Annotated in this window: 23 protein-coding genes and 1 riboswitch; of the genes, 12 read left to right on the top strand and 11 right to left on the bottom strand. The window is 72.6% G+C overall.

Annotated elements, in window-relative coordinates:
* The first annotated feature begins 73 nt into the window (after window positions 1-73).
* Genes JX575_RS15840 through JX575_RS15830 form a run of 3 tightly spaced genes read left to right on the top strand, consistent with a single transcriptional unit; the run spans window position 74 to window position 3260 of the window.
* Window positions 74-934 carry a hypothetical protein gene (locus JX575_RS15840; RefSeq protein ID WP_186339049.1) on the top strand — a complete coding sequence of 287 codons (861 nt, stop codon included), beginning with the start codon at window positions 74-76 and terminating at the stop codon, window positions 932-934.
* Between the two features lie 3 nt (window positions 935-937).
* Window positions 938-2341 (top strand): O-antigen ligase family protein, encoded by a 1404-nt coding sequence (locus JX575_RS15835; RefSeq protein WP_186339048.1) that lies wholly within the window; start codon window positions 938-940, stop codon window positions 2339-2341.
* Window positions 2328-3260 carry a glycosyltransferase family 2 protein gene (locus JX575_RS15830; protein WP_186339047.1) on the top strand — a complete coding sequence of 311 codons (933 nt, stop codon included), beginning with the start codon at window positions 2328-2330 and terminating at the stop codon, window positions 3258-3260. Before JX575_RS15835 ends, JX575_RS15830 begins: the two co-directional genes overlap by 14 nt.
* Window positions 3261-3269: 9 nt before the next feature.
* Here the strand turns inward: JX575_RS15830 and JX575_RS15825 are convergent, their stop codons facing one another.
* Entirely contained in the window at window positions 3270-3947 is a 678-nt protein-coding gene (locus JX575_RS15825; RefSeq protein ID WP_186339046.1) for a polysaccharide deacetylase family protein, read from the bottom strand.
* Between the two features lie 242 nt (window positions 3948-4189).
* On the opposite strand from JX575_RS15825, the gene JX575_RS15820 reads away from it, so the two are divergent.
* From JX575_RS15820 to JX575_RS15785, 6 genes are all read left to right on the top strand, one after another.
* Window positions 4190-5044, top strand: coding sequence for a hypothetical protein (locus JX575_RS15820; protein ID WP_186339045.1), 855 nt, complete (start codon window positions 4190-4192; stop codon window positions 5042-5044).
* 17 nt (window positions 5045-5061) lie between these two features.
* The gene (locus JX575_RS15815; protein ID WP_241005201.1) at window positions 5062-6351 is read left to right on the top strand and encodes a pyridoxal-dependent decarboxylase, exosortase A system-associated; all 1290 of its coding nucleotides are present in this window, start codon (window positions 5062-5064) and stop codon (window positions 6349-6351) included.
* Window positions 6352-6370: 19 nt separating this feature from the next.
* Window positions 6371-6631 carry an acyl carrier protein gene (locus JX575_RS15810; protein ID WP_186339043.1) on the top strand — a complete coding sequence of 87 codons (261 nt, stop codon included), beginning with the start codon at window positions 6371-6373 and terminating at the stop codon, window positions 6629-6631.
* Window positions 6632-6634: 3 nt separating this feature from the next.
* Complete coding sequence (locus JX575_RS15805) at window positions 6635-8062, top strand: AMP-binding protein (protein WP_186339042.1); 1428 nt, start codon at window positions 6635-6637, stop codon at window positions 8060-8062.
* A 311-nt stretch (window positions 8063-8373) separates the two neighbouring features.
* Complete coding sequence (locus JX575_RS19705; protein WP_186339041.1) at window positions 8374-9678, top strand: DUF4082 domain-containing protein; 1305 nt, start codon at window positions 8374-8376, stop codon at window positions 9676-9678.
* An 83-nt stretch (window positions 9679-9761) separates the two neighbouring features.
* Complete coding sequence (locus JX575_RS15785; protein WP_186339040.1) at window positions 9762-11504, top strand: asparagine synthase-related protein; 1743 nt, start codon at window positions 9762-9764, stop codon at window positions 11502-11504.
* On the opposite strand, the gene JX575_RS15780 is transcribed toward JX575_RS15785, so the two are convergent.
* The 6 genes from JX575_RS15780 to JX575_RS15755 all read right to left on the bottom strand — a co-directional run bounded on the left by JX575_RS15780 (window position 11501) and on the right by JX575_RS15755 (window position 18605).
* Entirely contained in the window at window positions 11501-12517 is a 1017-nt protein-coding gene (locus JX575_RS15780; RefSeq protein WP_186339039.1) for a PD40 domain-containing protein, read from the bottom strand. The genes JX575_RS15785 and JX575_RS15780 overlap by 4 nt on opposite strands.
* Window positions 12514-13821 carry an MFS transporter gene (locus JX575_RS15775; protein WP_241005200.1) on the bottom strand — a complete coding sequence of 436 codons (1308 nt, stop codon included), beginning with the start codon at window positions 13819-13821 and terminating at the stop codon, window positions 12514-12516. Before JX575_RS15775 ends, JX575_RS15780 begins: the two co-directional genes overlap by 4 nt.
* 4 nt (window positions 13822-13825) lie before the next feature.
* On the bottom strand, window positions 13826-14590 hold the full coding sequence (locus JX575_RS15770) for a hypothetical protein (RefSeq protein WP_186339038.1): 765 nt from the start codon (window positions 14588-14590) through the stop codon (window positions 13826-13828).
* 46 nt (window positions 14591-14636) lie between these two features.
* Window positions 14637-16103: an exopolysaccharide biosynthesis polyprenyl glycosylphosphotransferase gene (locus JX575_RS15765; RefSeq protein ID WP_206054420.1), complete on the bottom strand. Its 1467-nt coding sequence runs from the start codon at window positions 16101-16103 to the stop codon at window positions 14637-14639.
* 350 nt (window positions 16104-16453) lie between these two features.
* Window positions 16454-17137: a response regulator transcription factor gene (locus tag JX575_RS15760; RefSeq protein ID WP_186339037.1), complete on the bottom strand. Its 684-nt coding sequence runs from the start codon at window positions 17135-17137 to the stop codon at window positions 16454-16456.
* Window positions 17115-18605: a HAMP domain-containing sensor histidine kinase gene (locus JX575_RS15755; protein WP_186339036.1), complete on the bottom strand. Its 1491-nt coding sequence runs from the start codon at window positions 18603-18605 to the stop codon at window positions 17115-17117. Before JX575_RS15755 ends, JX575_RS15760 begins: the two co-directional genes overlap by 23 nt.
* Before the next feature lie 437 nt (window positions 18606-19042).
* Here JX575_RS15755 and JX575_RS15750 point away from each other — a divergent pair, with 437 nt between their 5' ends.
* Both JX575_RS15750 and JX575_RS15745 read left to right on the top strand, forming a co-directional pair.
* Window positions 19043-19909 carry a helix-turn-helix transcriptional regulator gene (locus tag JX575_RS15750; RefSeq protein WP_186339035.1) on the top strand — a complete coding sequence of 289 codons (867 nt, stop codon included), beginning with the start codon at window positions 19043-19045 and terminating at the stop codon, window positions 19907-19909.
* Between the two features lie 66 nt (window positions 19910-19975).
* A complete protein-coding gene (locus JX575_RS15745; protein WP_186339034.1) occupies window positions 19976-20746 on the top strand; it encodes a 3'(2'),5'-bisphosphate nucleotidase CysQ in 771 nt (256 codons plus the stop codon).
* 41 nt (window positions 20747-20787) lie between these two features.
* On the opposite strand, the gene JX575_RS15740 is transcribed toward JX575_RS15745, so the two are convergent.
* Complete coding sequence (locus JX575_RS15740) at window positions 20788-21102, bottom strand: multidrug efflux SMR transporter (protein ID WP_186339033.1); 315 nt, start codon at window positions 21100-21102, stop codon at window positions 20788-20790.
* 12 nt (window positions 21103-21114) lie between these two features.
* A riboswitch (guanidine-III (ykkC-III) riboswitch) is annotated at window positions 21115-21179 on the bottom strand.
* A gap of 85 nt (window positions 21180-21264) precedes the next feature.
* Between JX575_RS15740 and JX575_RS15735 the strand changes: the two genes are divergently transcribed.
* Window positions 21265-21675 carry a VOC family protein gene (locus JX575_RS15735; RefSeq protein ID WP_186339032.1) on the top strand — a complete coding sequence of 137 codons (411 nt, stop codon included), beginning with the start codon at window positions 21265-21267 and terminating at the stop codon, window positions 21673-21675.
* A gap of 10 nt (window positions 21676-21685) precedes the next feature.
* Here the strand turns inward: JX575_RS15735 and JX575_RS15730 are convergent, their stop codons facing one another.
* The 3 genes from JX575_RS15730 to JX575_RS15720 all read right to left on the bottom strand — a co-directional run bounded on the left by JX575_RS15730 (window position 21686) and on the right by JX575_RS15720 (window position 24767).
* Entirely contained in the window at window positions 21686-23209 is a 1524-nt protein-coding gene (locus JX575_RS15730) for a M28 family peptidase (protein WP_186339031.1), read from the bottom strand.
* Window positions 23210-23288: 79 nt separating this feature from the next.
* Window positions 23289-23966, bottom strand: coding sequence for a hypothetical protein (locus JX575_RS15725; RefSeq protein WP_186339030.1), 678 nt, complete (start codon window positions 23964-23966; stop codon window positions 23289-23291).
* Between the two features lie 87 nt (window positions 23967-24053).
* Window positions 24054-24767 (bottom strand): hypothetical protein, encoded by a 714-nt coding sequence (locus tag JX575_RS15720; protein ID WP_186339029.1) that lies wholly within the window; start codon window positions 24765-24767, stop codon window positions 24054-24056.
* Between the last annotated feature and the right edge of the window lie 4 nt (window positions 24768-24771).

Raw genomic sequence — 24771 nt, 5'->3', positions numbered from 1 at the left:
GGGCGAATGCGCCGACCCGAGGGCCACTCGTCGTTAGCATCGAATTGTTCACGCCCCGAGGAGAGCGGCTCGTATGGACTTCATTGACGGTCTGATGGTGTTGCGGCGTCGATGGTGGATCGTCCTCATCGGGCTCGGGCTGGTCGCGGCGGGTGTGATGGTGGTCCGCTCGCTGGTCCCGGTCCAGCACCAGGCCTCCGGGTTGATGCTCTTCCTCCTCCCGCCCGACGCGCCGGGGGACAACACGAGGGTCAACCCCTACCTGAACCTGCCGGCGGGCCTGACGACGACCGCCTCGCTGATCGGCTCGGAAGCGGTCTCCGACGATGTCGCCGCGTCGCTCGCAGCCGAGGGATACGACGCCGTCTACTCCGTGGCGCTCGTCCCCGACACCGGACCCCTGCTCACGATCACCTCGACCGACACCGACTCCGCCGTCGCCGTGGCGACCCGTGACGCGGTGATGAGCTGGATCGACAAGAGGCTGGTCGACATCCAGGTCAGTGTGGACGCACCGCGTTCGCAGCTGATGAGGACCAACAAGACCAGCGTCACGACGACCGCAGAGGTGCTGTCGGGGAGCCGGCTCCGTGCGATGGCGGGAGCCGCCGCTGGTGGCTTGGTCCTCCTTCTGGTGGCCGTGTTCGTGATCGATCGTCTCCTGACCCGGCGACAGCGTCGCGCGGCGCGTGCCGAGCACGAGCCCGGCTCCGGGCCGAGCGGTCCCGACGATGATCCGATCCGGACGGCCGCGGTGGTGGACGAGGACGGTGCCGACGACGCGGTGCAGCACCATCCGGTCGACGCCCCGGCCCCCGAGGTGGTGGAGCACGCACCGGTCACCCGTCCCGACGCCGGCACCGCTCGTCCGTCGTCGCGGCCCGAGAGGTCGGGGCGTGGCAAGAAGCAGACGCGGCCGAGGGGCGGACGGTGACGCGTGGCGACCCGACCGCACCTGCTCGTCGGCACGGATCCCGTCGTTGCTGATGTGACGGGGGCTCGCCGCACGCTCCCGGCAGTCCACTTCCTGTGCGCGTACGTCGTGCTCCTGCTGGGGCTGCCGTCCGTGCTGATCTTCGCCCCCCTGGGATCGCCCGGGACTCCGGCGAACATCTGGGGTCTGGGCATCCTGTTGTGGTGGGTGCTGGCGACCCTGGGGGGACAGAATCGCGTCAGCGGACTCACCTGGTATCGGGTGGTCGTCGGTGCGTTCGCCGGCACCGTGCTGATGAGCTACGCCTCTGCCATGGCCCATGGGTGGTACTCGCCGGGCCACCTTCGCCGGGGCATCAGCGACTGGACGCTCATGGTCCCCTCGGTCACCGAGCTCGCGGACGTCCAGGTGAGCGCTGCCGACCGCGGGCTGGTCGCGGTGTTCGCCTGGGTGGGGATCACGCTCCTCGCCGCAGAGGGCCTGAGGACCTGGCAGGAGCTCGAGCGGGTGATCACCTGGCTCGCGGCGCTGGGCGCCTTCATGGCCGTGCTGGGTCTGGTCCAGTACCTCACGGGTTTCAGCATCACCTCGCTCTACGTCATCCCCGGGCTCAGTGCGAACTCCGAGTTCGGCAGCGTGGCCTCCCGGTCGGTGGTCAACCGGGTGTCCGCGACGGCCGCGCACCCGATCGAGTTCGGGGTGATCATGGCCGCCCTGCTGCCGCTGTCGCTGCACCGCACCGTGTACGAGTGGGGCAATCGTTGGGCCCTGACGCCGACCATCCTGATCGCGGTGAGCGCGGGACTGTCGGTGTCCCGATCGGCGGTCGTGTCCACGATCGTGGCGCTCGTCGTGATCCTGGTCGGCTGGCCCAACAAGTGGAGGATCCGCGCACTGGTGCTGCTCCCGTTCGCGATCGTGGCCATGCGTGGGGCCTTCCCAGGACTGCTGGGCACCATCTACGCCCTCTTCGCCAACCTCGGCAACGACCCGAGCATCTCTGGACGGACCACCGACTACGACGCGGTGTCCCTCCTCTGGAGCCAGGGCCCGGTCCTCGGTCGCGGCTTCTTCACGTTCGTGCCGCAGTTCTACAGGATCCTCGACAACATGTACCTGCTCCTGCTCCTCGAGCTGGGGATCGTGGGACTCCTCTGCACGATCGTGCTCTTCGTGACCGGCTTCCTCTCGGCTCGCGCGGCGCGCTCGCGCGCGCCCGACGAACGCTCGCGACACCTCGGGCTGTGCCTGTCGGCGTCCCTGCTGGGCCTGTTCGTCGCCCTCGGCACCTTCGATGCCCTCGTCTTCTCCATGACGGCAGGTGCCCTGTTCCTGCTGCTCGGCCTGTCGGCCGCCGCGTGGCGGCTCAGCCGCCAGCAACGGACGGCTGCCCATGACGGCCGGTGACCCGATCGATGACGAGGTCGTCGTCGTCGTCGTCACCTACAACAGCGCGAGCCTGGTGGCCGACCTCCTGGCGTCGTTGCCGACGGGCATGGGCGACGTGCCCTGGCGTCTGGCCGTGGCCGACAACGACTCCCACGACGGCTCACTGGAGGTCGTGCGCGAGCTGGCGCCCGCCGCGGTGCTCGTGCCCGTGGGGCGCAACGCCGGCTACGCCGCCGGGATCAACGCGGCCGTGGCCGCCACCGGGGTCGGTCGCGCCGTCCTCGTGCTCAACCCCGACGTACGCCTCATGCCGGGGTGCGTGCCGGCCCTGCTGGAAGCGCTGGCGCTGCCCGGCACGGGCGTCGCGGTGCCGCGGCTCCTCGACGGGCAGGGGGGCCTGGTCCCGTCCATGCGCCGTGAGCCGACCATCGCACGGGCGCTGACCGACGCGCTGCTGGGGGCCACCCGGGCCGGTGGCCTGGGTGCCCTCGGGGAGGTGGTGACCGACCCGTCGGCCTACGACCGTCCCGCGACGACCGAGTGGGCCGAGGGCTCGACCCAGCTGATCAGTGCCGAGTGCTGGGCGGCGTGTGGCGAGTGGGACGAAGGCTTCTTCCTCTACTCCGAGGAGACCGACTACCACCTGCGGGCTCGAGACCGCGGTTATCTCACCCGGTACGTCCCCTCGGCGACGGCGGTCCACCTCGGCGGTGACTCCACGACGTCACCACGACTGTGGTCGATGCTCGTGGCCAACCGGCTCCGGCTCTTCGCGCGTCGCAACGGCCCTGTCCGCACAGCCGCCTACTGGCTGGTGCTGCTCGCCCGGGAGACCAGCCGGGGCGTCCTCGGCAAGCAGACGTCGCGCGCGGCGGTCCGCGCCTTGCTGTCGCCGCCGACCCTGCGGGCCGCCCGAGGCCCCGAGTGGGGCGCGTGACCGCGTCGATCAGCGCAGTCGTTTGGCGAGGCCGACGGCCTCGAGCCTGACCCGCTGGCCGAGGGGCTGGGGCGTGAGCATCTCCCGGCGGACCGAGTGGGGTGTGTCGTGCGAGCGGACGCTGAACCGGGGCTGGAGCCAGGCGCTGTCCGTGGACCACCGGCGGTCGCTCGACGCGACGGACGCGTAGCCGAGCCTCCGCAGGTGACCGAGCGTGCGGCGGTCGTAGCGTCCGAGCGGGAGCGCGGCCCGGTCGACCTGCTGCCCGGCGGCCTCGGCGAGGATCGCCCGTGCCTCGACGAGCTCACGGCGCACCCCGGCCGGCAGGAGGCCGCGCCACGGGCGGTGGTCCATGCCGTGCGAGCCGATGGTCATGCCGGCGCGCGACAGCTCGCGGACGTCGCCGCGCGCCAGGCTGCCCGGCCGGTCGAGGCGGGCGGCCAGGACGTAGAAGGTGGCGGTGAGGCCGCGCTCCACGAGCGCGGGCAGGCCGATCTCCAGGTCCGACGCGTTGCCGTCGTCGAAGCTGAGCCGCACCCGAGGGTCGCCGGCGACCTCGTCGAGCACGCGCTGGTAGGTGTCGGCGGTGATCCAGTAGGGCTCCTCGCCGTCCTCGAGGTCGCGCGCCGGGCGACCGATCCCGTGGAAGCAGAGGTGGACGACCCGGGCAGCCGATCCTCGGCGCATGACGCTTCCCCCCTCACCCACCGCGAGCAGGTGCCCGCGCACCTCCAGTCGAGCGTGGCGCCGGGATCGCGGAGGGACTTCCCGGTCCTACATCCCATGAGTTGGGTATGCGCGTCCGCCACGGCGCATCCGCGGTCCGGACGGATCTAGCGTGATCGCCATCGGTCCCGATCGGGGCTCGGTGTGGGGAAGCGCCGCGGGTGGGATCAGCACGCGGGCGCTCGAGCTCGAGGAGGGCCAGCGTGGGGGTGCACGTCGAGCCAATCACGTCTCGTGACCTTCCCGAGGTCGGCCGGTTCCTGCACCAGCACCTCAACGCCCGCGTCGCGCCCCAGCAGTGGGTCGAGGCGCTCGCGGTGCCGTGGCTGGTGGACCAGCCCAACCATGGCTACCACCTCCGCCAGGACGGACAGGTCGTCGGCGCCTACCTCGCCTACTACTCCGACCGGGTCGTCGGCGGCTCGGTCGAACGGTTCTGCAACCTCGGAGCATGGTGTGTCCTCGAGGGTCACCGGCACCGCGGCACGCGCCTCCTGACCCGGCTGCTCGCGCAGGAGGGCTACCACTTCACCGACTTCTCGCCGAGTGGCAACGTCGTGCCGCTCAACCGCAAGCTGCACTTCGCCGACCTCGACACCACGACCGACCTGGTCCCCAACCTGCCGGCCACGCCCCGGAACGGGGTCCGCGTCTCGAGCGACGCCCAGGATCTCCTCGAGACGCTGACGCCCGCGGAGCTCGACCGCTACCGCGACCACGTGCGCGCAGCCGCTGCCAAGCACCTCCTCGTCAGCACGCCCCGCGAGCACTGTCACGTGGTCTTCCGCCACGACCGGCGCAAGAACGTGCGCGCGTTCGGGACGATCCTCCATGTCAGCAACCCGGACCTGTTCCGCACGGCCGCCGGCCAGGTCGCCGGCCACCTGCTCACCAGGCACCGGATCCCGATGACCCTGGTGGAGCATCGAGTCGCCGGCGGCAGCGTGCGCCACGGGCGGCAGCTGGCCCGGCCCCGTCCCAAGATGTTCCGCAGCCCGACCCTGGCGCCGGAGCACATCGACTACCTCTACAGCGAGCTGACATGCCTCGCGTGGTGAGGGACGGGATCGGTGCAGTGACTGCCCAGCCCGCCACCGCTCTCCCCGCCCCGGCGGCGGCCGCGGCACCCTCGAAGGAGCCGGCTCCCGCCGTGCGGCCGAGCGCCCGGGTCTCGCAAGGACCGGACCTGCTGGTGGGAGGAGTGCCCGTACGCCGCCTCGCCGACCGCATCGGCAGCACACCGTTCTTCGCCTACGACCGGGCCATGCTGACGGACCGCATCGCCGCACTCCGGGCCGCTCTCCCCGCCGACCTCGAGATCAGCTACGCCGTCAAGGCGAACCCCATGCCTGCCCTGGTGCAGCACCTCAGCCGAATCGTCGACTCCCTCGACGTCGCCTCAGGTGCCGAGATGCGGCTCGCCCTCGATACGCCGGCCGCGCCGGAGACGGTCAGCTTCGCCGGGCCGGGCAAGTCCGTCGAGGAGCTGTCCCAGGCGGTTGCCGCAGGGGTCGTCATCGAGATCGAGTCGCGGCTCGAAGCCGAGCGGATCACCGCCGTCGCCGCCCGGATGGGGATCCGGCCGGTCGTGGCCATCCGGGTCAACCCCGACTTCGAGGTGAAGGGCTCCGGGATGCGGATGGGTGGCGGCCCCCAGCAGTTCGGGGTGGACGCCGAGGACGTACCGAGCCTGGTCCGCGAGCTCGAGGTCCGGGACCTCGACCTGCGCGGCTTCCACGTCTTCGCCGGGTCGCAGAACCTCCATGCGGACATCCTCATGAAGGCGCAGCGCGAGACGGTCGACCTGGTCATGCGGATGGCCGAGGCCATGTCGGCGACGCCGACCTACTTCAACCTGGGCGGCGGCTTCGGCATCCCGTACTACGGCAAGGAGCAGCCGCTCGACCTCGGTGCGATGGGCGACAACCTCCATCAGCTGATGCGCGACCGGCTGCGACCGGCCTTCCCGGACGCCCGCGTCCTGCTCGAGCTCGGCCGATACATCGTCGGCGAGGCCGGGGTCTACGTGACCCGCGTCGTCGACCGGAAGGTCTCCCGCGGCACCACGTTCGTGGTGGTGGACGGCGGCATGCACCACCAGCTGGCGGCGTCCGGCAACTTCGGCCAGGTGATCCGGCGCAACTACCCGATCGCAGTGGGGACGCGGATGGACCAGGCCGCTTCGGAGACCGTCCAGGTGGTCGGGTGCCTCTGCACGCCGCTGGACCTGCTCGGCGACAAGGTCGACCTGCCGGTGAGCGAGGTCGGCGACCTGGTCGTCCTCTTCCAGGCCGGGGCCTACGGGCTCACCGCAAGCCCTACCCAGTTCCTCAGCCACGCCGCACCGCTGGAGGTGCTGGTGTGAACCCTCGAAAGGTGACGAGATGACCGACATGATGCTCACCCGGACGGCCGACGTGCTGGCCAGCATGCTCGCCGAGCTGCTCGGCGGCAGCCCCTCCGACTACCCGCCCGACACCGAGCTGTTCGGCTCGTTGCCGCAGCTCGACTCGCTCGCCCTGGTCGAGCTGATCACCGCGATCGAGGACCGATTCGAGTTCGAGCTCGACGAGGAGGACATCACCGCCGAGGTGTTCGGCACGGTCGACTCGCTCGCGCGGCACATCGACACCTGCACCTCCTGAGGCATGGTCGAGCTGCACGGCCTCGTGCGAGCCGCCGCGGCGGGCGCCGCACCGCCGACGGTGTCGGACCGCAGGAAGGTGCGCCCGCTGTCCGAGGTCCTCGAGGGCGCCGAGCACCTGGCGGCGCGCATCCGGTCCCTGTCGGTCCGCGAACGCCCGGTCGTGGTCGCGCGGCTGCCGGCATCGGTCGACGCGGTGGAGGTGCTCCTCGCCGCCGTTGCCGGCGACCTCACCTTCTGCTTCGTCGACCCCTCCGCGGCCCCGGAGCGGGTCTCGGCCATCGAGGCGGCTCTCGACCCGGACGTGGTGGTCGACTCGGAGGGGCTCACCGGTCGCACTCCGACCAGCGACGGCCCCGCTTCGGGAGGCTACGTCGCGACCTCCTCCGGCTCCACTGGCGGAGCTCCCAAGGGCGTGCTCTCCACGTGGTCGTGTCTTGCCGAGTTCGCGCCCCACGGCGCGGCCGCACTCCGGCTCGGGCCGGGCGACCGGCTCGCCGAGCCGTCGCATCCCGCCTATGACCTGTCGATGACCAACTGGCTCCTGGCCCTGGCCAGCGGTGCCTCTCTCGTCGTGTCGAGCGCGCTGGGTGACCGGATGCGTCCGCTGGCGTTCCTCACCCGGGCACGTGCCACCCACGTCCGCGTGGCGCCGCGCTTCATCGACCTGGCCCGAGCGGAGCGGGTCGGCTCGGCGAACCCCGTCTCGCTCCGGGTGTGGGGGTCGGGTGGCGACCGTCTCTCGCACGGCCAGGCCGAGCACGTCTTCGGCTTCGGTGTGCCCACGCTGGTCAACACCTACGGGACCAGCGAGACGGCCGGTTTCGCCAGCGCCGCGGCGTTCGACCGGTCGGATCACCTGACGTCGCGACATGGCTCGGTGTCCATCGGTCGAGGGAGGGTCGGACCGTGGCGGACCGCCATGGTCCAGGAGGGCGACGGCGACGACGTGACGGAGATGCTCGCCGTCCGGTCGCCGCACCTGGGTGAGGGGTATCTGCTGGGCGGTCCCTCGAACGACCTCGGTGGTGATCCCGTCTATCCGCGGTGGGAGACGGACCGGGTGGTGACGGGCGACCTGGGCTGCACGGCGGGCGACGACCTGGTCTGCCTGGGGCGGTCCGGACGGCTGGTCAAGCGCAGCGGGGTGTTCGTCAACCTCGACGACGTCGACCGGGTGCTGCGCGAGACCACCGGGATGGACGCCATCACCGTCGCGATCCGCACCGGCGAGCTGGTGACCCTGGCGGTGCCGGCAGGAGACGGTGACGTGGACGAGGAACGGGTCGGCGACCTGCTCGCCGCCCACATGTCTCCCGACTCCCGCCCCGACGTGCTGGTGCGCGTCGACGGGATACCGCGGCTGGCCAACGGCAAGACCGACCACGCCGGCGCGCTGCGGCTGGCTGAGGTCGCGGCCGCGGGTTCTTGATGAACTCGCGGAACGATCTGATACCAAATTCTGGCTAAATCACTGATTCCGCCACACTCCTGGGTCTGGTGTGACGTATGTGTTCCGTTTGATGGTGTGCGGCTTTGTCGCGGTCACGGGGTGTGCCTTACTGGCCGGACGGGGATGGTCCACGTTGTCGCACGGAAAGTTGCTTCATGTTCCGACACGAACGTCAGCACGCCCGCACCCGATCTGAGGCCTTGGCGCTCGCAGCTGTCGCTGCACTCGTTGCGGCGGTGACCGTCGAGGCGACGCCGTCGCCGGCGGTCCCCGGCACGGAGCCCCGGGCCGTGGCACCCGTCACTCTGTTCGGTGCCAAGGCGCCGACCAAGGTCGCGAAGGACCCGGACGCCAGGTCGGTGGAGCTGGGACTGCGGTTCAAGGTCCTCCGCAAGGGAAAGATCGCCGGCTCGCGTGTCTACAAGATCGCCCAGGGCGCCGGGACGACCCCGAGGCGGGCCTCGCTCTGGAACGCCGACGGCGAGCGACTCGCCACGGCCCGCATCGCTCCCCGTCGCGGCCCCGGCTGGGTGGACGTGGAGTTCCCGCGCAAGGTCGTCGTCAAGCCCGGCACCATCTACACGGTCTCGGTCTTCGCGCCGAAGGGTCGCTACGCCGTGACCAAGGGCGGACTCAAGAAGCAGCGGTCCAACGACTACCTCCGCACGGTGCGCAAGGCAAGCAGCGTCTATCGCTACGGCGCGAAGTCCACGTTCCCGACGCGCAGCCACCGTCACTCCAACTACTGGGTCGACGTCCTGTTCAGCCCGACGACCATCGGGGAGACGACGCCCACGCCCACGCCTTCGCCGACGCCGACTCCCACCAGCACGGGCTGGCCCGACGCCACCAACACGGGCGTGCCGGCGGGCACGGCGCTGACCACCTACACCGGGCCGATGACCATCACCCAGGCCGGCGCGGTGATCGACGCCAAGACCATCGCCGGCAGCCTCACCGTCGCCGCGCCCAACGTCACCGTCTCGCGCTCCTCCATCGTGGGCACCGTGGGCGTCGCCTCCGGGGGCAGCCTCACCATCAAGGACACGATGATCGACGCCGGCAACAAGGAGGGCACCGGTCTCGGCGAGACCGACTTCGTCGCCGAACGCGTGCACATCGTCGGTGGCAACCGATCGATCAACTGCGCTGAGGACTGCACGGTCAAGGACTCCTACGTCCACGGCCAGTTCAAGGACCTCTCGGGCTACTACCACGAGTCCGGGATCCGCATGGGGATGAACTCCCAGATCCTCCACAACACGATCGCCTGCGACGCCCCCGACGTCCCGCCGGAGGCGGGTTGCTCGGCCCCGCTGACGGGCTACGGCGACTTCGGTCCGGTCCAGAACAACCTCATCCAGAACAACCTGTTCAAGGCGACCCCGGCGTGGTTCTGCGCCTACGGCGGCTCCTCGGCCGGCAAGCCCTACTCCGGCCAGGCCCGCAACATCCGGTTCATCGACAACGTGTTCGAGCGCGGCACGACCGGCAAGTGTGGACGCGGTGGTCCAATCACCGACTTCGACCGCAACGCACCCGGCAACGAGTGGACGGGCAACACCTACGACGACGGGGCGGTAGCCCGACCCTGAGCCCGTCCGACCGCCTCCACCTCTGCGTGCTCCTGCCCAGGATTGGGCAGGAGCACGCGGCGATCCGGCCCTAGGCTGGCGGCATGCAGCCCGGGGTCCTCTGCGTGTCGCGCGGTGTTGCCGCCCCCACTGCCGGCGAGGTGCGCGAGGCGCTCGCGGTGGCGCGCATCGGCGAGGCGGACCTCCAGGAGACGGGTGGCCTGCTCGTCGCGACGTGGGGCGGCCTCCGCCTCGACGGCACCGGCTACGCCGCGCTCGCCCGCGTGGCACGACGGCGCGAGCGCCAGCTCACCGACGCCGACGTCGTCCGCCTGCTCGAGGCCGAGGACCTCGCGGGTCTCGCCGAGATCCTGCCCCCCTTCGGTGCCTTCCGCCGGATCTCGGACGACGAGGCGGTGGCCGTCACCGACGCGCTCGGGTTCCGCCACCTCTACCACGCGCAGTGGGACGGCTGCGCAGCGCTGAGCACGTCGGCTCGCGTCCTGGGGTCGCTGGGGGGGCACGGCGTGGACCGGGAAGCGCTCGCCGTCCAGAGCCTGCTCGGTTGGCAGGTCGGTCAGAGCACCTTGTACGCCGGGGTCACCAAGCTCGCCCCCGGCCACCTCGTACGCCTCCGTTCCGGGCGAGTCGAGCTCGAGGACGGCCGGCCGGCCCCGATCGCGCCCCTGGACCTCGACGATGGGGTGGCCGCTGCCACCGACATGCTGCGCACCCACCTCACGGCCTATGTCACCGATCATCCCGACGCGACGCTGCAGCTCACGGGTGGCCAGGACTCCCGGATCCTCCTCAGCGCGGTCCCGCCGGAGCTGCGCCGCGGGCTGCGCGCCATGACGCTGGGCGTGCCGGGCTCGCCCGACGCCGCGATCGCTGGGGAGATCGCCGCCCGCACCGGGCTCCGGCACCAGGTCGAGAAGCTGGAGAGCCTCGACGGCCTGAGCGCCGAGGAGGCCCACGCGTTGGCGGTCGAGGCGAGCCTGAGACTCGAGGAGATGGCCGATCCGCTCGCGCTGGCGGCCCTGACCGTGGTCGAGCAAGGCTTCGACCAGGGGCACCGCATCGCAGGGCTGGGGGGAGAGGTGGCCCGCGGCTTCTACTACCTGGGGCCCTCGCGGAGCACGGCAGTGACGCGTGCGCGGGTGGCCCGCCTGGCCGGGTGGCGGATGTTCGCCAACGAGGGCATCGATCCCGAGGCCCTGGTGTCACCGCTGCGCGAGGCCGCCGAGGACGTGGCCGTCGACCGGATCCACCGACTGATGTCCGCCACCGGCAAGGAATGGCTCGCCGCCACCGACGACTTCTACCTCGAGCAGCGCATGCAGCGCTGGGCTGGGGTCACCGACACCGCGGTGTGCACGGACCGGTCCGTGGCCAACCCGATGCTGGACGACCGATTCATCGCCATCGCCCAGGCCATGTCGCCGGCGAGCAAGCGGCGGTCGGTGTTCCTCGCCCGTCTCCAGATGTCCCTCGACCCCGAGCTCGGCAGGGTGCCTCTCGACGGCCGGCCACCGCCGGAGGCGTTCGCCAGACCCGGGCTCGCCACCACGGCGCGAGCCGCGCGGACGGTGTCCCGCAGGGCTGTCGCCAAGGCGCGACAGCGCCTGTCGAGCACCACCCGGCCGCCCGCCGGCGGCGTGGTGCTGGCCAGGCGCGTGGTGGAGCACTGGCGCCGACATCCCGATCTGCTCGACACCGCCCGCGAGCACCAGGTGCTCGACGACGCCTGGCTCGACCGGCTGGTCGGCGGCGAGATGGACCCGGCGCCCAGCACCGTGGCGTACGTCCTCAACCTCTCCACGCTGCCGCCTGCATCCGGCTGCTAACGCACGACGGTGGCCGACCACGCCTGCTCGATGAGCAGGCGCGGAGTCGCGTCCGGGGTCGTGTCGACCGCCCAGGTGTCGGTCACGCCGGGCTCGTCGGTGCGCGGCATCCCGTAGAGGATCGTGTCGTCGTCGAGCCACTCGACCTGGTCGTCGAGCCCGCGCGGCCCCTCGACGAGCAGCGTCCGCTCGCCCGTGGCGAGGTCCTGGACCGCGACCTGCCACACGACCCGGCTGCCCGGGTCGACGTCGACCTTGAACGCCACCCGGGTGCCGTCGGGGGAGATCGAGGGGCACTCGGCGTCGGACGAGATCGAGGTCAGCGTGCGCTCGGCGAGGTCGCCCTCGACCAGCCACGTGCGCCCACCCGTCGCGACGGTCGCGTAGAACGTCTCGTCGTCGGCGAAGGTCACCCCCCACACGTTGCGGTCGACCGGGTTGACCCGGCGGCCGTCGACCACGAGCTGGAAGTCCTCCAGGTTGCCCCACCGCTCGTCGCCGTCGACCGCGTGGACCTCGGTGGCGGTGGAGAAGCCGGTCGACATGTAGGAGTGCCCGGCCACGAAGACGGTGGAGGCCACGAGGGTCCCGTCGGGACTGAGCCGCGTGCGGCTCGGGATGCCGGGCAGGTCCTCGCGCCCGACCTCCCGCCAGTCCGCGTCGAACGTGCGCGCCTCGAAGGACGTCGTGACGCCGGGGTCGGTGACCAGGCAGGACGCGCCGGTGCTGCGCGCCGCGACGCGGTCGCACGAGACGTCGGTGAACGCCCGGGGTCCGTCGGGGTCGTCGAGCGGCACGACCGCCACGACGCCGTACTCGCTGTCGGTGCCGGTGTGGCGGAAGACGATCCGCGGTCCCGTGGTCACCGACGTGATCGGCGCCTGCTCGGCGTCGGGCTCGGCCGCGCGCTCGGCGCGCACCTCTCGCCGCTCGACCACGACATAGCCGGTCGCGGCGACCGCGAGGAGCACCGTCAGGGCGACGAACGCCAGCACGCGCGCGCGGACGCTCACGAGGTGACCGCCGCGCCGTCCAGTCGCGCGACGCGGGTGGCGGCGGCGAGGACGGCCACGGTGAGCAGCGCCGCGACGGTCGCCATGGCGCCTGCGGGGCCGAGCAGCAGCCACAGCACGCCGAAGCCGGCCGAGGCGAGCATCCGGGCCAGGGCCACCACGGTCTGGGCCGCGGCGATGCCGCTGGTGCGGGCCTGCACGGGCACGAGCCGCCCGGCGATCGCGGCGATGACGCCGTCGGTCGCGGCGTAGAACGTGCCCAGCAGGACCAGCGTGCCGACGGTGGCGGCGGCGGTCGAGGTCGGGAGCACGGCGCACAGGTAGGCCCCGACGAGGGCCAGGTGTCCCACGACCAGGGTGCGGGCCCGCCCGACCCGGTCGGCCAGGCGCCCGATCGGCACGGCGAGCAGCAGGTAGGCCACGTTGGTGCCGACGTAGAACAGGGGGAACCAGGTGACGTTGATGCCGCCGTGGTCGAGCAGGGCGAGGTAGATGAACCCGTCGCCCACCGTCAGCAGGCCCAGCACCGCGGCGACCGCGAGCAGCGGACGCAGCCGCGGGTCGGTCAGGTCGCGCCATCGGAAGGGCGGCGGCGTGGGCCCGGTCGGGGCCGCGTCGCGCCGGGCGCGCACGTCGGGGCCGAGCAGCCCCAGCAGCGCCACGCCGGCCAGGGCGAACGCGAGGGAGACCACGAGCACCACCGAGTAGCCGTCGGGCACGAGCACCAGCAGGCCGAACGCGATCAGCGGGCCGAGGGCCGCGCCGATCGTGTCGAGCATCCGGTGCACGCCGAAGGCCCGCGCGAGGTGCTCGGTCGGGGCCGCGGTGCTGATCATCGCGTCGCGCGGAGCGGTGCGGATCCCCTTGCCGATCCGGTCGGCGGTCACGACGGCCGCGATCCCGGCCGCCCCGCTGGCGAAGAGCAGGAACACGCGAGCCACCGCCGAGAGGCCGTAGCCCAGGAACGCCACCCACTTGGGACGGTCGGAGGCATCGGCCAGCCACCCGCCCCCGAGGCGCACGAGCGCGCTGACGCCCTGGTAGAGGCCGTCGATGAGCCCGTACGCCACGGGCGTGAGGCCGACGACGACCGTGAGGTAGAGCGGGAGGATCGCCGAGACCGACTCCGACGACACGTCGGTCAGCAGCGAGACGATCCCCAGCGTGACGACGACCCGGCCGACCGGCGGCCGGGTGGTGGCGGTGCCGGTCGTGGTGCCGGTCGTGGTGCCGGTCGTGGTGCCGGTCGTGGTGCCGGTCGTGGTCGCGCCGGCCGCCGGCCGGTCGCGGAGCGAGATGTACACCGGCTCATCCGCGCCCGGCGCGCAGCGAGGCGTGGAGCGAGTACGTCGCCCCCGACCCGCGCGGGGTCACCGTCACGGTCACGATGCTGCCGCCGCGCCGGAAGGCGGCCGCCTGCGAGCCGGCGACGGCCGGCGGCGCGGCCGTCTCGACCAGACCCCGGCGAGCGAGGCGGGTGCGGTAGGCGAGGAGCACCTGGGACGCGGACAGCGCGGTCGACGCGACCAGCCCGACCTGGAGGCGGTCGCCCGAGGGCGAGACGCTGCTGCTCTGCACCGCCGCGGAGCGGGTGGGGCGCAGGGCGGCCGGGAACCGTCGCACCAGGCGTCCCCGCGCGCTCGCCGCCCGCGGGAGGGGCGACGTCACGAGCGGCGCGGGGTCGGCCGGCGGGAGGAGCTCGGCGAGGCCGGTGACCGGAGCCTCGGGCGCCGGCGGCCCCTCGGTCCCGGGGCTCGCGCCGTCGCCGTCGCCGTCTCCGGGCGGGTCGGGTGCCTCGTCGCCGGCGTCGCCGGCGACGCTGCTGTCGCTGTCGCCGGTCGTGGCAGCCCCCGAGCCGCCCGGCCCTCCGCCCGACTCCCCGTCTGCGTTCCTGTCTGCCTCCCCGTCCGCCGTGCCAGCGGACGGCGAAGGCGAGCCGGCCGAGCCCGTCGCGGCCGGGGACGAGCCGGGCGCGTCGTCGGGAGACGTCGCATCGGCGCCGCAGCCGCCGAGGACGAGGACGAGGCAGGCTGCGACGCCGAGCCCGGCGTTGCGCGATCGTCTGGTGTTCATGGACTGGCGACCCCCACGGTCGTTGGTGGAACGAAAGGTCGCGTGATCAGTAGGCGCCGCGGTGCCCGAGCACGGCGCTCACGGTGCGGACGAGGATCGAGAGGTCGAGGCGCAGCGACCAGTTCTCGACGTACTTCAGGTCGAGGCGCACCGACTCCGCCCAGGTGAGGTCGGAGCGACCCGACACCTGCCACAGGCCCGTCACTCCCGGCTTGACCACGAGCCGGCGCCGGGGGTCGACGTCGTACTGGGCGACCTCGCACGGCAGCGCCGGACGGGGACCGACCAGCGACATGTCACCCCGCACGACGTTCCACAGCTGGGGCAGCTCGTCGAGGGAGTAGCGGCGCAGCCGGCTGCCCAGCCGGGTGATCCGCGGGTCGTGGGCGATCTTGAACAGGACGCCGTCCTTCTCGTTGTCGTCGGCCAGCCCGGTCCGCACCGACTCGGCGTCGACCCCCATCGAGCGCAGCTTGAGCATCGTGAACGGCACGCCGTCGCGCCCGATGCGCTCCTGGCGGAAGAACGCCGGTCCCGGCGTCTCGCGGCGGATCGCCACGGCCAGGACCGCGATCAGCGGCAGGGCGAGGACGAGGGCGACGAGGGCGAGCGTGCGCTCGACGAGGTCCTTGAGCACCCGGCGCGGGCCGTGCAGCGCCGGCTTGCCGACGTGGAGCACGTCGAGGCCCGCTGTCGACATGACGCGGGTGCGCTGCGGCTCGACGTCGAGGAGGCCCGTGCCCAGGAAGAGCTCGGTGCCGACCTTGCCCAGTGACCAGTGCAGTCGTCGCACCTCGACGGGTGACAGGCGCGCTCCGGGCAGCACCACGAGCGCGTCGGCGCGGTGGTCGTCCGCGGCCGCCGAGGACGACTCGAGGCCGACGTAGACGGGCACGTCGCCCTCGATCGGTGTCGCCGAGGCCCGGGTCAGGCAGGCGGCGACCACCTCGTGGGTGCCGCTCGCCCGCAGCTGCGCCGCGGCCTCACGGACCGCGCGCGGCTTGCCCGCGAGCACGACGCGGGGCCGGGAGCGTCCGGGGCCGACGAACGGGACGGCACTGGCGACGGTGAGTCCCGCGACGAGCACGCCCAGGGACGCGGGGTGGGCGTCGCCGAGCCACGGCGACGCCGCCAGCGCGAGGACGGCGGTGCGACCGCCGGCGCCGAGCACCACGGCGAGCCGCTCGGACCGCGCGTGGCCCAGGGCCTGGTGGCGGTAGCGGCCCGACATCGCGAGCGCGGCCGGCCACACGACCGCGATGCCCAGGGCGGCGCCCAGCCCGACCCTGCCCAGGGCCGACCAGCCGACCGCGAGGGCCACACCGAGTGCCAGGTCCAGGGCCGGCGCCGGCCACGAGCGACGCCTCGACGCCCGACGGAGGACCGTCTCGGCGACTGGCTCCGCGACCGGGGCCGCCAGGGGCGGCACCATGGCGATGCTGCGCGGGCGGGGGACCGGGCTCGCCAGCACGCCTCCGTCCGGTGTGACCACGTCGGACACGACCTGCGTCATGCTCACCATCCCCCTCCGGGACACCGCCCAAGGCACCCCGTTTGCTGACCTTCCCGTGAGCCTAGGAAGGACCGCCGCCGGGGGCATGCCGCAAATGAGCGAAAGCGGTGCGCGCCCGGGAGATACCCATTCGGAGGGATGGGCACCGCGCCGGGGCCGGCCCTACTCTCGAGGAGGTGCACCAGCACTGGTTCGCATCTCTCGGGCCAGCCCCGCACTGGCCACTCCGGTGGCCGCTGGCGTGACGCGGAACCCCACGCTTCGTCACCTGGAACCGAGCGAACCAGTGGCGGCGGCCGAGGTCCCCCTCCTCGGCCGCCGCAACCGCGCGCACGGGGGGGTCTGCTGGGTCAGGCGCCGAGCTTCCAGCCGACCTGGTTGGCCATGCCCACGGCCGCCAGCTGCGAGGAGACCTCGAGCTTGCCGAGGATCGACTTGACCTGCGTACGGACCGTGGCCTCCGACACCACGCTGTCCTGGGCGATCGAGCGCACCGTACGGCCCTCGATGAGGGCCCCCAGCACCTGCCGCTCGCGCGGGGTGAGCAGGTCGAGGCGGCGGCGTACGTCGTCGTGCACCTGGCGGTCGCGCGCCCAGGCCTCGAGGAGCGACTCGAGCTCCTCGCGGGTGACGACCGGCAACCCCTGGTGCAGTCGTCGCACGGTCGCGAGCGCCTGCTGCAGCGCGCCGCTCTTGGAGAGCACCTTGCGCGCCCCCAGCCGCATGCACGCACCCCACCGGCCGATGTCGTCCGACGCGGTCAGCACGACCACGTTGGCGTTGGCCCGGGCGAGCGGCGCCACGAGGTTCATCCCGTCGCCGAACCGCCCCAGGTCGAGGTCGAGCAGGACCGTGCGGGGGTTGGCCCGCAGGGCCAGCGATCTCAGCGTCGCCATCGAGCCGCCCTCCTCGGGGGGCTCGAGGCGGCGTACGTCGTAGCCCTCCAGCGACAGGGCGAGCTCGAGCGACTCCGCGAACAGCACGTGGTCGTCGATGATCAGCACGCGGTGCTCACCGCGAGATGCGCCCGGCACGGTCGTCCTCCATCCTCAGGTCCGTGGTCAGGCCCTCGGTCAGGTCCTTGGTCAGGTCCTTGGCCAGTTCGTTCGCCAGCCCGTTCTCGGCCGAGCCGCGAGCCGCGGGCAGCGAGATCACGAACGACGACCCGGCGCCCTCGCGCTCGGCGAGCCGCAGCGACCCGCCGGCCTCGGTCATCAGCCGCTGCGCGACGTTGAGGCCGATGCCCTCGCCACGCGAGTCTTTGCCGCGGCGACCCCAGTCGAAGATCTGTGGACGCTGCTCGAGGGGGATCCCGCGGCCGAAGTCGGTCACGGTGATGTCGACGGTGTCCTCGTCGCGGCGCGTGACCTCCACGACGCTGGCGTCGGTGCCGCCGTGCTTGACGGCGTTGTCGACGAGGATGTTGAGCACCTCGGCGAGGGCGTCGAAGCGCGCTCGGACGACCTCGGACGTCGCGTGCAGCTCGACGCGGCGGCCCTTGAGCCGCTGGAGGTCGAGGATCTGGGCCAGCGCGTCGTCGAGGCGCAGGTCGGCGGTCGAGTCGCCGGCGCCGGTCAGCATCCGCTCCATCCGGTCGAGCTCGCGGCGCACCGAGGCCCACAGGCGCTCGCGGGTCTGCGGAGAGATGTCCGCCCGGTCGAGCAGGGCCGACCCGGAGACCAGGCCCGCGACCGTGCTCCGCAGCTCGTGGAGCCGCTCGCGCTGCTCGCGGGTGGAGTCGACGAGCACGTGCTCGAAGGAGTCGAGGCGGCGCCGCTCGTCCTCCAGGCTGCGGCGCAGCCGCGCCCAGGCGATCCCGAGCCAGGCGGCGCCGATGGCGGTGCGCGCCGCCCACAGGGCGGCGTCGAGGGCACCGCCGGCGAGCCCGGCCGGCGGGACCAGCTGGCCTGCGACGACCACGCCGACCGTGGCCAGCAGCAGCAGGCGCAGTGCAGTGGACGCGACCCGCTGCTGGAGCACCAGGACGGCGGCGAGCAGGTGCGTGGCGATCAGCACGCCGATGAGCAGCTGCATCGCCGGCGACGACGGCTGCATCCGCGGGAACTGCAGCAGCAGGTGACCCGCGGCGACGAGCCCGAGGCCCAGCCCGATGACGAACGTCTCGTCGACCACCCGCCGCACCCGCTCGGGTGCCAGGAGCGGCACCACGACGCCGAGCATGCCGACGAGCGCGGCGACGAGCAGGGCGAGGTGCATGCTCGACCCGTGCGGCGGCGGGTCGTGGAGCGCGATCAGCGTGACGGCGAGCGCCTGGCCGGCGACGAGCGCCCCGGTCGCCACGATCCACCCGGCCACCGCCCCGGCGTGCCTGCGCCAGGTGACCATGGCTGCGCACCCGGCTGCGGCGACGAAGACGCCGCTGACGACGCCTTCCCCGAGCGTCGGCACCGTCGTCGCCGACGGCGGTGCCCACCACGGGTGGTCCGACCCCGATCCGATCCAGACCAGCACCAGGAACGAGGCGAGCCCCGTGATCCCCATGCGGACCCAGTGACGCAGATCCCCCCTGCAGAACCCCAACATCGTGCTCCCCCTGCGATACGACTTCGGTCCACGCCGATCGATCACGGTGGGCGTTCCCGGCGCCCTGCGAGATCGACGTGGTTGGTGTGTGAGTGCACTCCCTCCACGAGAGTGCGACTGTGGCGCGAGGGGGTCCGACGATTGTGTGAGCCCTCCCCCATATCGGGCAACGCCGGTCTGGTCCGCCGTTCGCAGGAGTCCTGCAGGCTTCGTCAAGGAGCCGTTCAGGTCGCCGTCAGAGCGGATCCAGCGGGCATGGATTTCCCTTCAAGCGGGTAGGCGTCACCCACGCTGCTTCCCGCCTCCCCAATTCGGTGCACGTTGGGTGGCGAGGGACCTTTCCTCGCCCCGGCCCGGACAGGCTGGGAGGCGCGACCAGCGCGAGGGAGGCGTACATGAGCGTGGCGGGTCCGGTGTGGGTGCTGTCCCCGCACCTCTTGGTGGCGCAGGCGATCACCGCCGCGCTCGGCTCCGTCGGTGTGCCTGCACGCACCCGCCGGTGGGAGTCCGTGGACGGAGAGGCGACCTCCGACGACTCCGAGGAGCTCGGTCCAGCGGTGTTCGTCGCCGTGGTGGACGGTCTTGACAATCCGGAGGTCGTCGCCCATGTCGAGGCGCTGGCGCGCCGACGAGCCGGTCGGGTCGTGGTGGTGACCTCCGCCGAGGCCTCCGTGCGATGGGGTGGACTCCTGGCCGATGACACCGTCGACGTGGTGACCGTGTCGACCTCGGTGACCCAGCTCGCCGACGTCGTACGGCGACTCGTGGCCGGCGACTCGGCGATGGACCCGGACAGGCGGGCGGTGCTCCGCGCCGCCTACGCCCACGACCTCGACCGGCGCCGGCAGGCACGCGCCCAGCTCGAGACGCTCTCGCCCCAGCAGCGGCGCGTCCTCGAGCTCCTCGCGTCCGGGCGGCGGGTGGCCGAGGTGGGCGTCGAGATGGGGGTCGCGGAGGGCACCGTCCGCAGCCACGTCAAGGCGCTGCGCGCCAAGCTGGGCGTGTCGACGCAGCTCAAGGCCGTGGCGACGTTCCACCAGGCCTACCAGTCGTACCCGGGCTCGAACGCGGGCTCGGAGCGCGAGCCGGAGTCGGGCTCGGACTCGGACTCCGGCTCGGACTCGGGGGAGGTGCCGCGAGCCGAGCCGGCCGCCGAGCCCCGAGCGGCGGGGGAGGTGCGCGTCACGGTCGAGGCGGTGCCGGACCCTCGGCGGGGGACTGCGGACCGGGCGCCCCCGGCCCTGGTGCTCCTCCGTCGCTAGGCTTCGGTCCATGACCTCACCCCACGTCGAGCACCGCTCCGCCCCCCTCGCCGCGGGGGCCGCAGCATGATCGACCCCGCCACGCTCGACGACCACGCCTTCGCCGCCTGGGCGGCCGAGCGCGCCGGCTCGGTGCTGCTCGACGTGCGCGCCGGCGCGGCGGCCGAAGGGCTGGAGGGCAAGGCGCTCAAGGACGCCGGCGACGCCGCGGCCCAGGCCGAGCTCGACCGCGTCCTCACCCTGCACCGACCGGACGACGCGGTGCTGTCGGAGGAGGCGGCCGACGACAAGTCGCGCCTCACCGCGCGTCGCGTCTGGATCATCGACCCGCTCGACGGCACCCGGGAGTTCTCCGAGCCGCCCCGCGACGACTGGGCGGTCCACGTGGCGCTGTGGGAGGACGGCGACCTCGTCGCGGGCGCGGTCGCCCAGCCCGCGCTGGGGGAGACGTTCAGCACCGGCAGGCCCAGCGTGGTGCCCCCGCGCACGTCGCAGCGTCCCCGCATCGCGGTCTCCCGCAGCCGCCCGCCCGCCTTCGTCGAGGCGCTGGCCGCCGAGCTCGACGCCGAGCTGGTGCCGATGGGCAGCGCCGGCGTGAAGGTGATGAGCGTGGTGCGTGACATCGCCGACGCCTACGTCCACGCCGGTGGGCAGTACCAGTGGGACAACGCCGCCCCGGTCGCCGTCGCGCGGGCGGCCGGCCTGCACTGCAGCCGCGTCGACGGCTCGCCGCTGGTCTACAACGCCGACGACACCTCGCTGCCCGACCTGATCGTGTGCCGCCCCGAGCTGGCCGACGAGATCGTCGACTTCGTCCGCCGCCACGGCACCGACTGACCCGCTGCCTCGGGTCGAGGGGGTCGATCGGATCGAGGGCGTCAGTGCGCCAGCTTGAGCCCGACGATGCACCCGACCAGCCCGGCCAGCAGCAGGGCCTTGACCACCGAGAACGACTCGGTGCCGGTGAGCATCGCCACGACCACGGTCAGCACGGCGCCGATGCCCACCCACACGGCGTACGACGTGCCGACCGGCAGGGTGCGCATGGCGTAGCCCAGGCCGGCCATGCTCATCGCGAGCGCGACGAGGAAGGTCGCGGTGGGCAGCGGACGGGTGAGCCCCTCGGAGCGGCCGAGCGCGGTGGCCCACACCGCCTCCAGGACGCCGGACAGGACGAGCACCAACCAGGCCATGGCCATCTCCTCGACGGCCGTCTTGTCGCTGTCCGGGTACGGCTCCCTCGTCCGGTCGCCCGCGGTCGGGGCACGGCCCACGGTGTCATGCCGGGGCGAGGCGGGCAACTCACCCCGAAAGCCGGTTGCGGGAGGTCGCGCCCATTGCCAGTGTGGGCGCCCATGACCTCCTTCGTCTCGCACACGACCGTCGACTGTCACGACGCCTACGAGCTCTCCACCTGGTGGAAGGCGCTGCTCGGCTACGTCGACGTGGCCGACGACCCCAACGAGCCGGGCCACGAGGAGTGCATGATCCTCGACCCCGACACCGGCCACAGCATCCTGTTCCTCGAGGTGCCCGACGCCGACCTGCCCCCCAAGCGGACCCACTTCGACCTGCGCCCGCGCACCGGCACCCGCGACGACGAGATCGAGCGGGTCCGTGGCCTCGGCGCCACCGAGGTCGCCGACCACCGCGGCGAGTGGGGGCCGGGCACCGGATGGGTGGTGTTCGCCGACCCGGAGGGCAACGAGTTCTGCATCCTGCGCTCGCAGGCGGAGGCGGACGCCGCGCCACCCCCGCCTGCGTGAGCGACCAGGCTCAGGTGGCCAGCGCGTAGGCCGCGCAGCCGATCATCTCCATGCTCACCGTCAGCCGGTCCATGCTGATGTTCTTGTCGATGGTGTCCTCGGGCGAGTGGTAGGGCGGCTCGAGCAGGGCCGGCGTCGCCTCGCCACGCCAGGAGAAGTTGGCCGAGGCGATGCCGACCTCCTGGAACGACTGGTGGTCGCTGGCCCCGCGCTGGGTCACCGGCGAGATCTGCGGCTCGTAGCCCAGCCGTCGCGAGGCGGCGGTGATCTGGTCGGTGGTCGCGTTGCCGGCGCCCGAGAACGACAGCTGCCAGTAGCGGGTGGCGGGGCTCCAGCTGGTGCCGACCATGTCGTTCTGGAACACGCCGCGGATGCGTCCGCGGTCGGTCGTCGAGAGCTGGGCGACGTGGTGGCGCGAGCCGATGAGGCCCTGCTCCTCCGAGCCCCACAGCGCGAGGCGGATCGTGGCGTCGACCTTGGGCAGCTTGCGCAGCACCCGGGCGAGCTCGAGCGTGAGCACGGTGCCCGAGCCGTCGTCGTTGGCTCCGGGGGCGCCGATCACCGAGTCGTAGTGAGCGGAGATGTAGACGAGCGGGCCGCCGGCGCGGGCGCGACCGGGGATGTCGGCGAGGACGTTGTTGCTGGTCAGGCCGCGGTGCGAGGTCGTGCGGATCGTCAGGCGCAGCGGGCGCACCGCGAGCTCCTCGCGCAGCAGCCGCTTCTGCACCTGCGCGACGCCCAGCACGGGGATCGTCGCGACGGGCGTCCACGGCGGGGCGCTCGACCCCGTCGTGGGCACCAGCCGCGGCGAGGAGGCGGAGGCGCGGCGGGGATACTCCAGGTCGGCGGGCAGGAGGATCACGGCCGCCGCGCCGCGTCGCTGGGCCTCGAGCACGAAGGCCGCGCGCAGCTCGACGCGAGTGGCGGGGGTGGCGTCCTGGGCGTCGTCGGCCAGCACGACCGCGCCGGTGATCGCCGCCGGGTCGGCGGGCCACGCGGGTGCGGTCGCCGCCTTCACGTCGACCACGCGGCCGGTGACCGGGGCGCGGTCGAGGCCGGCGTCGGGGGACGCGCCGGCCTGCCAGCTGATGTCGTCGGCCAGCTGGCGGTCGGGGTCGCCGATGTCGGCGAGGAACTTGTCGGCGACGGCGAACGGCTCGAGGCGTACGTCGCGGCAGCCGGCGCTGCGCAGCGAGGTGAGGGCGAACTCGGCGGCGGCCCGCTCCGAGGCGGTGCCGCCGATCCGCGGGCCGATGCGCTCGGAGAGCACCCGCAGGTCGGACAGCGCGCGGGAGGGGCGGATGCCCTTGACGACGAGGCGGTCACGGACGGCGAGGGAGGGGCCGCGCACCGCTCCGGGGCGGGTGGCGTCGGCGGCCCAGGCGGGCTGACCCGCGGCGACGATCGCGACGCCTCCGGCGGCGCCGGCGAGGAGCTTGCGCCGTGTCAGCGCCGCGGCGGGCTGGCCGGACGGGGTGGGCTGGGTGGGCTGGGTGGGCAGGCTGGACTGGTCTGATCCCGAGAAGTGGTTCATGGAAGGCGAACCTATGTGTCCGACAGTCGAACGGTAAAGGCACGATCCACGATCCGCGCCCGACGGCGCGGCACGGGGGTCAGGAGACCCAGGTGCGCCAGCGGAAGCTCGCCGGGAGGTAGGCGGCGTCGCCCTTGGTCTGGAACGACCAGAACCACGTCCCCTTGCGACGGGGGAGGTCCAGGCGGTACCTGCCGCGGTCGTCGGTCCGGATGACCCGGTAGCGCGTGTAGCCGGAGTACTGCTTGCGCGAGACCTTGACGACGATCTTCTTCTGCACGTAGCGGGGCCGGACCTTGCCCGTGATCGCGAACCCGCCGGAGGGGCGGGTGATGGACCGGGCGACCTGGACGGTGAACTCGTCCGACTCGCTGGAGGTGTAGCCGTCGTCCTGGGAGGAACCTGCCTTGTCGCCGTCGTAGGCGACCTTGTACGAGGTGTTCATCCGCGGCCTGACGCCGGTGAAGTCGAGCAGGGGCGAGGAGTTCGTCGCGATCTCGCGCCACTCGTCGGACGTGGCCCGCTTGGCGAGGAGCGTCGTCGTGCCGTCGGTCGGCGCGGAGCCCGACTCGCTGTCGACGTCGACGTCGACGTCGATGTCGATGACGTCCCCGAAATCGATCACCGTCTCGCTCGGCACGGCGACGGTCGTCGTCGACTCCGGGTCAGCGGCGGTGGCGGGGGCGGCGACGGCGGTCATCGTGCCGACCAGCGCTCCTGTGACGAGGAGTCGGGCGGTGCCGCGGTGGGAGGACATTCTCGCGCCCCTCGGTGGTTCGGGATGGGCCGCGAGCCAGCGCCGCCCTCGACGGGCGACGCTGGCTCACGTGGTGAAGCTGGGCGGTCAGGCCCGCTCGGCGACGGTGCGCGCGAGAGGAGCCTTGTAGCTGTAGGTGTACCAGACCTCACTGTAGGCGAGGAACTTCGAGTTCCCCGGCACGGTGATCTTGAAGTAGAGCCGCTTGCCGCGCTTGGCAGCAGGCAGGCGGACCTGGAACTTGCTCTTCTTGTCGGTCTTGACCGTCTTGAACTTCTTGTACTTCTTGCCCTTCTTGATCTGGATCTTGACCTTGCTCTTCTTGTAGTCCGGCTTGACCTTGCCCTTGATCGTCAGGCGGGCCTTGGCCTTGCCGATGGTCACGTTGCGCGCGACGCCGATGGTGAAGGGCGCGGACTCGGCGGCCGCGTAGTTGTTCTGGGAGGTCGAGGTGGCGGCGTAGCCGTTGTAGACGACCTTGTACTGGGTGTTGGCGGCCGGCTTGACGTCGTAGAAGGAGCTCGACGCGTAGGTGCCGGTGGCGACGGGCACCCACGCGGCCGCGCCGGCCTCGAGGGCGTAGAGGGTCGAGTTGCCGTAGCTGACGCTGCGGCCGTCGGAGCCGGTGACGGTCACGCTGACGGACAGGTCGTCGCCGTACTTAACGGCGTTGGTGCTGGGCGTGGCGGTGACCGTGGCGGTCAGGTTCTCGGTCGCGCTGCTGGGTGCGGCGACGGCGATGGGCGCGAGGCCGAGAAGGCCGGCCGTGACCGTGCCTGCGATGAGACGAGTGATGCGCATGTCC

This window comes from Nocardioides sp. zg-1228 (genome assembly GCF_017086465.1).
In the GTDB taxonomy this organism is placed as follows: Bacteria; Actinomycetota; Actinomycetes; order Propionibacteriales; family Nocardioidaceae; genus Nocardioides.
Note: the sequence above shows the minus strand (reverse complement) of the source record. Positions and strands in the feature narration are given on the sequence as shown.

Bases quoted from the DNA above. Each gene is read 5' to 3' on its own strand.
- JX575_RS15840 (WP_186339049.1), top strand. From the start codon at position 74: ATGGACTTCATTGACGGTCTGATGGTGTTGCGGCGTCGATGGTGGATC.
- JX575_RS15830 (WP_186339047.1), top strand. From the start codon at position 2,328: ATGACGGCCGGTGACCCGATCGATGACGAGGTCGTCGTCGTCGTCGTC.
- JX575_RS15825 (WP_186339046.1), bottom strand. From the start codon at position 3,947: ATGCGCCGAGGATCGGCTGCCCGGGTCGTCCACCTCTGCTTCCACGGG.
- JX575_RS15810 (WP_186339043.1), top strand. From the start codon at position 6,371: ATGACCGACATGATGCTCACCCGGACGGCCGACGTGCTGGCCAGCATG.
- JX575_RS15805 (WP_186339042.1), top strand. From the start codon at position 6,635: ATGGTCGAGCTGCACGGCCTCGTGCGAGCCGCCGCGGCGGGCGCCGCA.
- JX575_RS15785 (WP_186339040.1), top strand. From the start codon at position 9,762: ATGCAGCCCGGGGTCCTCTGCGTGTCGCGCGGTGTTGCCGCCCCCACT.
- JX575_RS15770 (WP_186339038.1), bottom strand. From the start codon at position 14,590: ATGAACACCAGACGATCGCGCAACGCCGGGCTCGGCGTCGCAGCCTGC.
- JX575_RS15765 (WP_206054420.1), bottom strand. From the start codon at position 16,103: ATGACGCAGGTCGTGTCCGACGTGGTCACACCGGACGGAGGCGTGCTG.
- JX575_RS15755 (WP_186339036.1), bottom strand. From the start codon at position 18,605: ATGGGGATCACGGGGCTCGCCTCGTTCCTGGTGCTGGTCTGGATCGGA.
- JX575_RS15750 (WP_186339035.1), top strand. From the start codon at position 19,043: ATGAGCGTGGCGGGTCCGGTGTGGGTGCTGTCCCCGCACCTCTTGGTG.
- JX575_RS15745 (WP_186339034.1), top strand. From the start codon at position 19,976: ATGATCGACCCCGCCACGCTCGACGACCACGCCTTCGCCGCCTGGGCG.
- JX575_RS15740 (WP_186339033.1), bottom strand. From the start codon at position 21,102: ATGGCCTGGTTGGTGCTCGTCCTGTCCGGCGTCCTGGAGGCGGTGTGG.
- JX575_RS15735 (WP_186339032.1), top strand. From the start codon at position 21,265: ATGACCTCCTTCGTCTCGCACACGACCGTCGACTGTCACGACGCCTAC.
- JX575_RS15730 (WP_186339031.1), bottom strand. From the start codon at position 23,209: ATGAACCACTTCTCGGGATCAGACCAGTCCAGCCTGCCCACCCAGCCC.
- JX575_RS15725 (WP_186339030.1), bottom strand. From the start codon at position 23,966: ATGTCCTCCCACCGCGGCACCGCCCGACTCCTCGTCACAGGAGCGCTG.
- JX575_RS15720 (WP_186339029.1), bottom strand. From the start codon at position 24,767: ATGCGCATCACTCGTCTCATCGCAGGCACGGTCACGGCCGGCCTTCTC.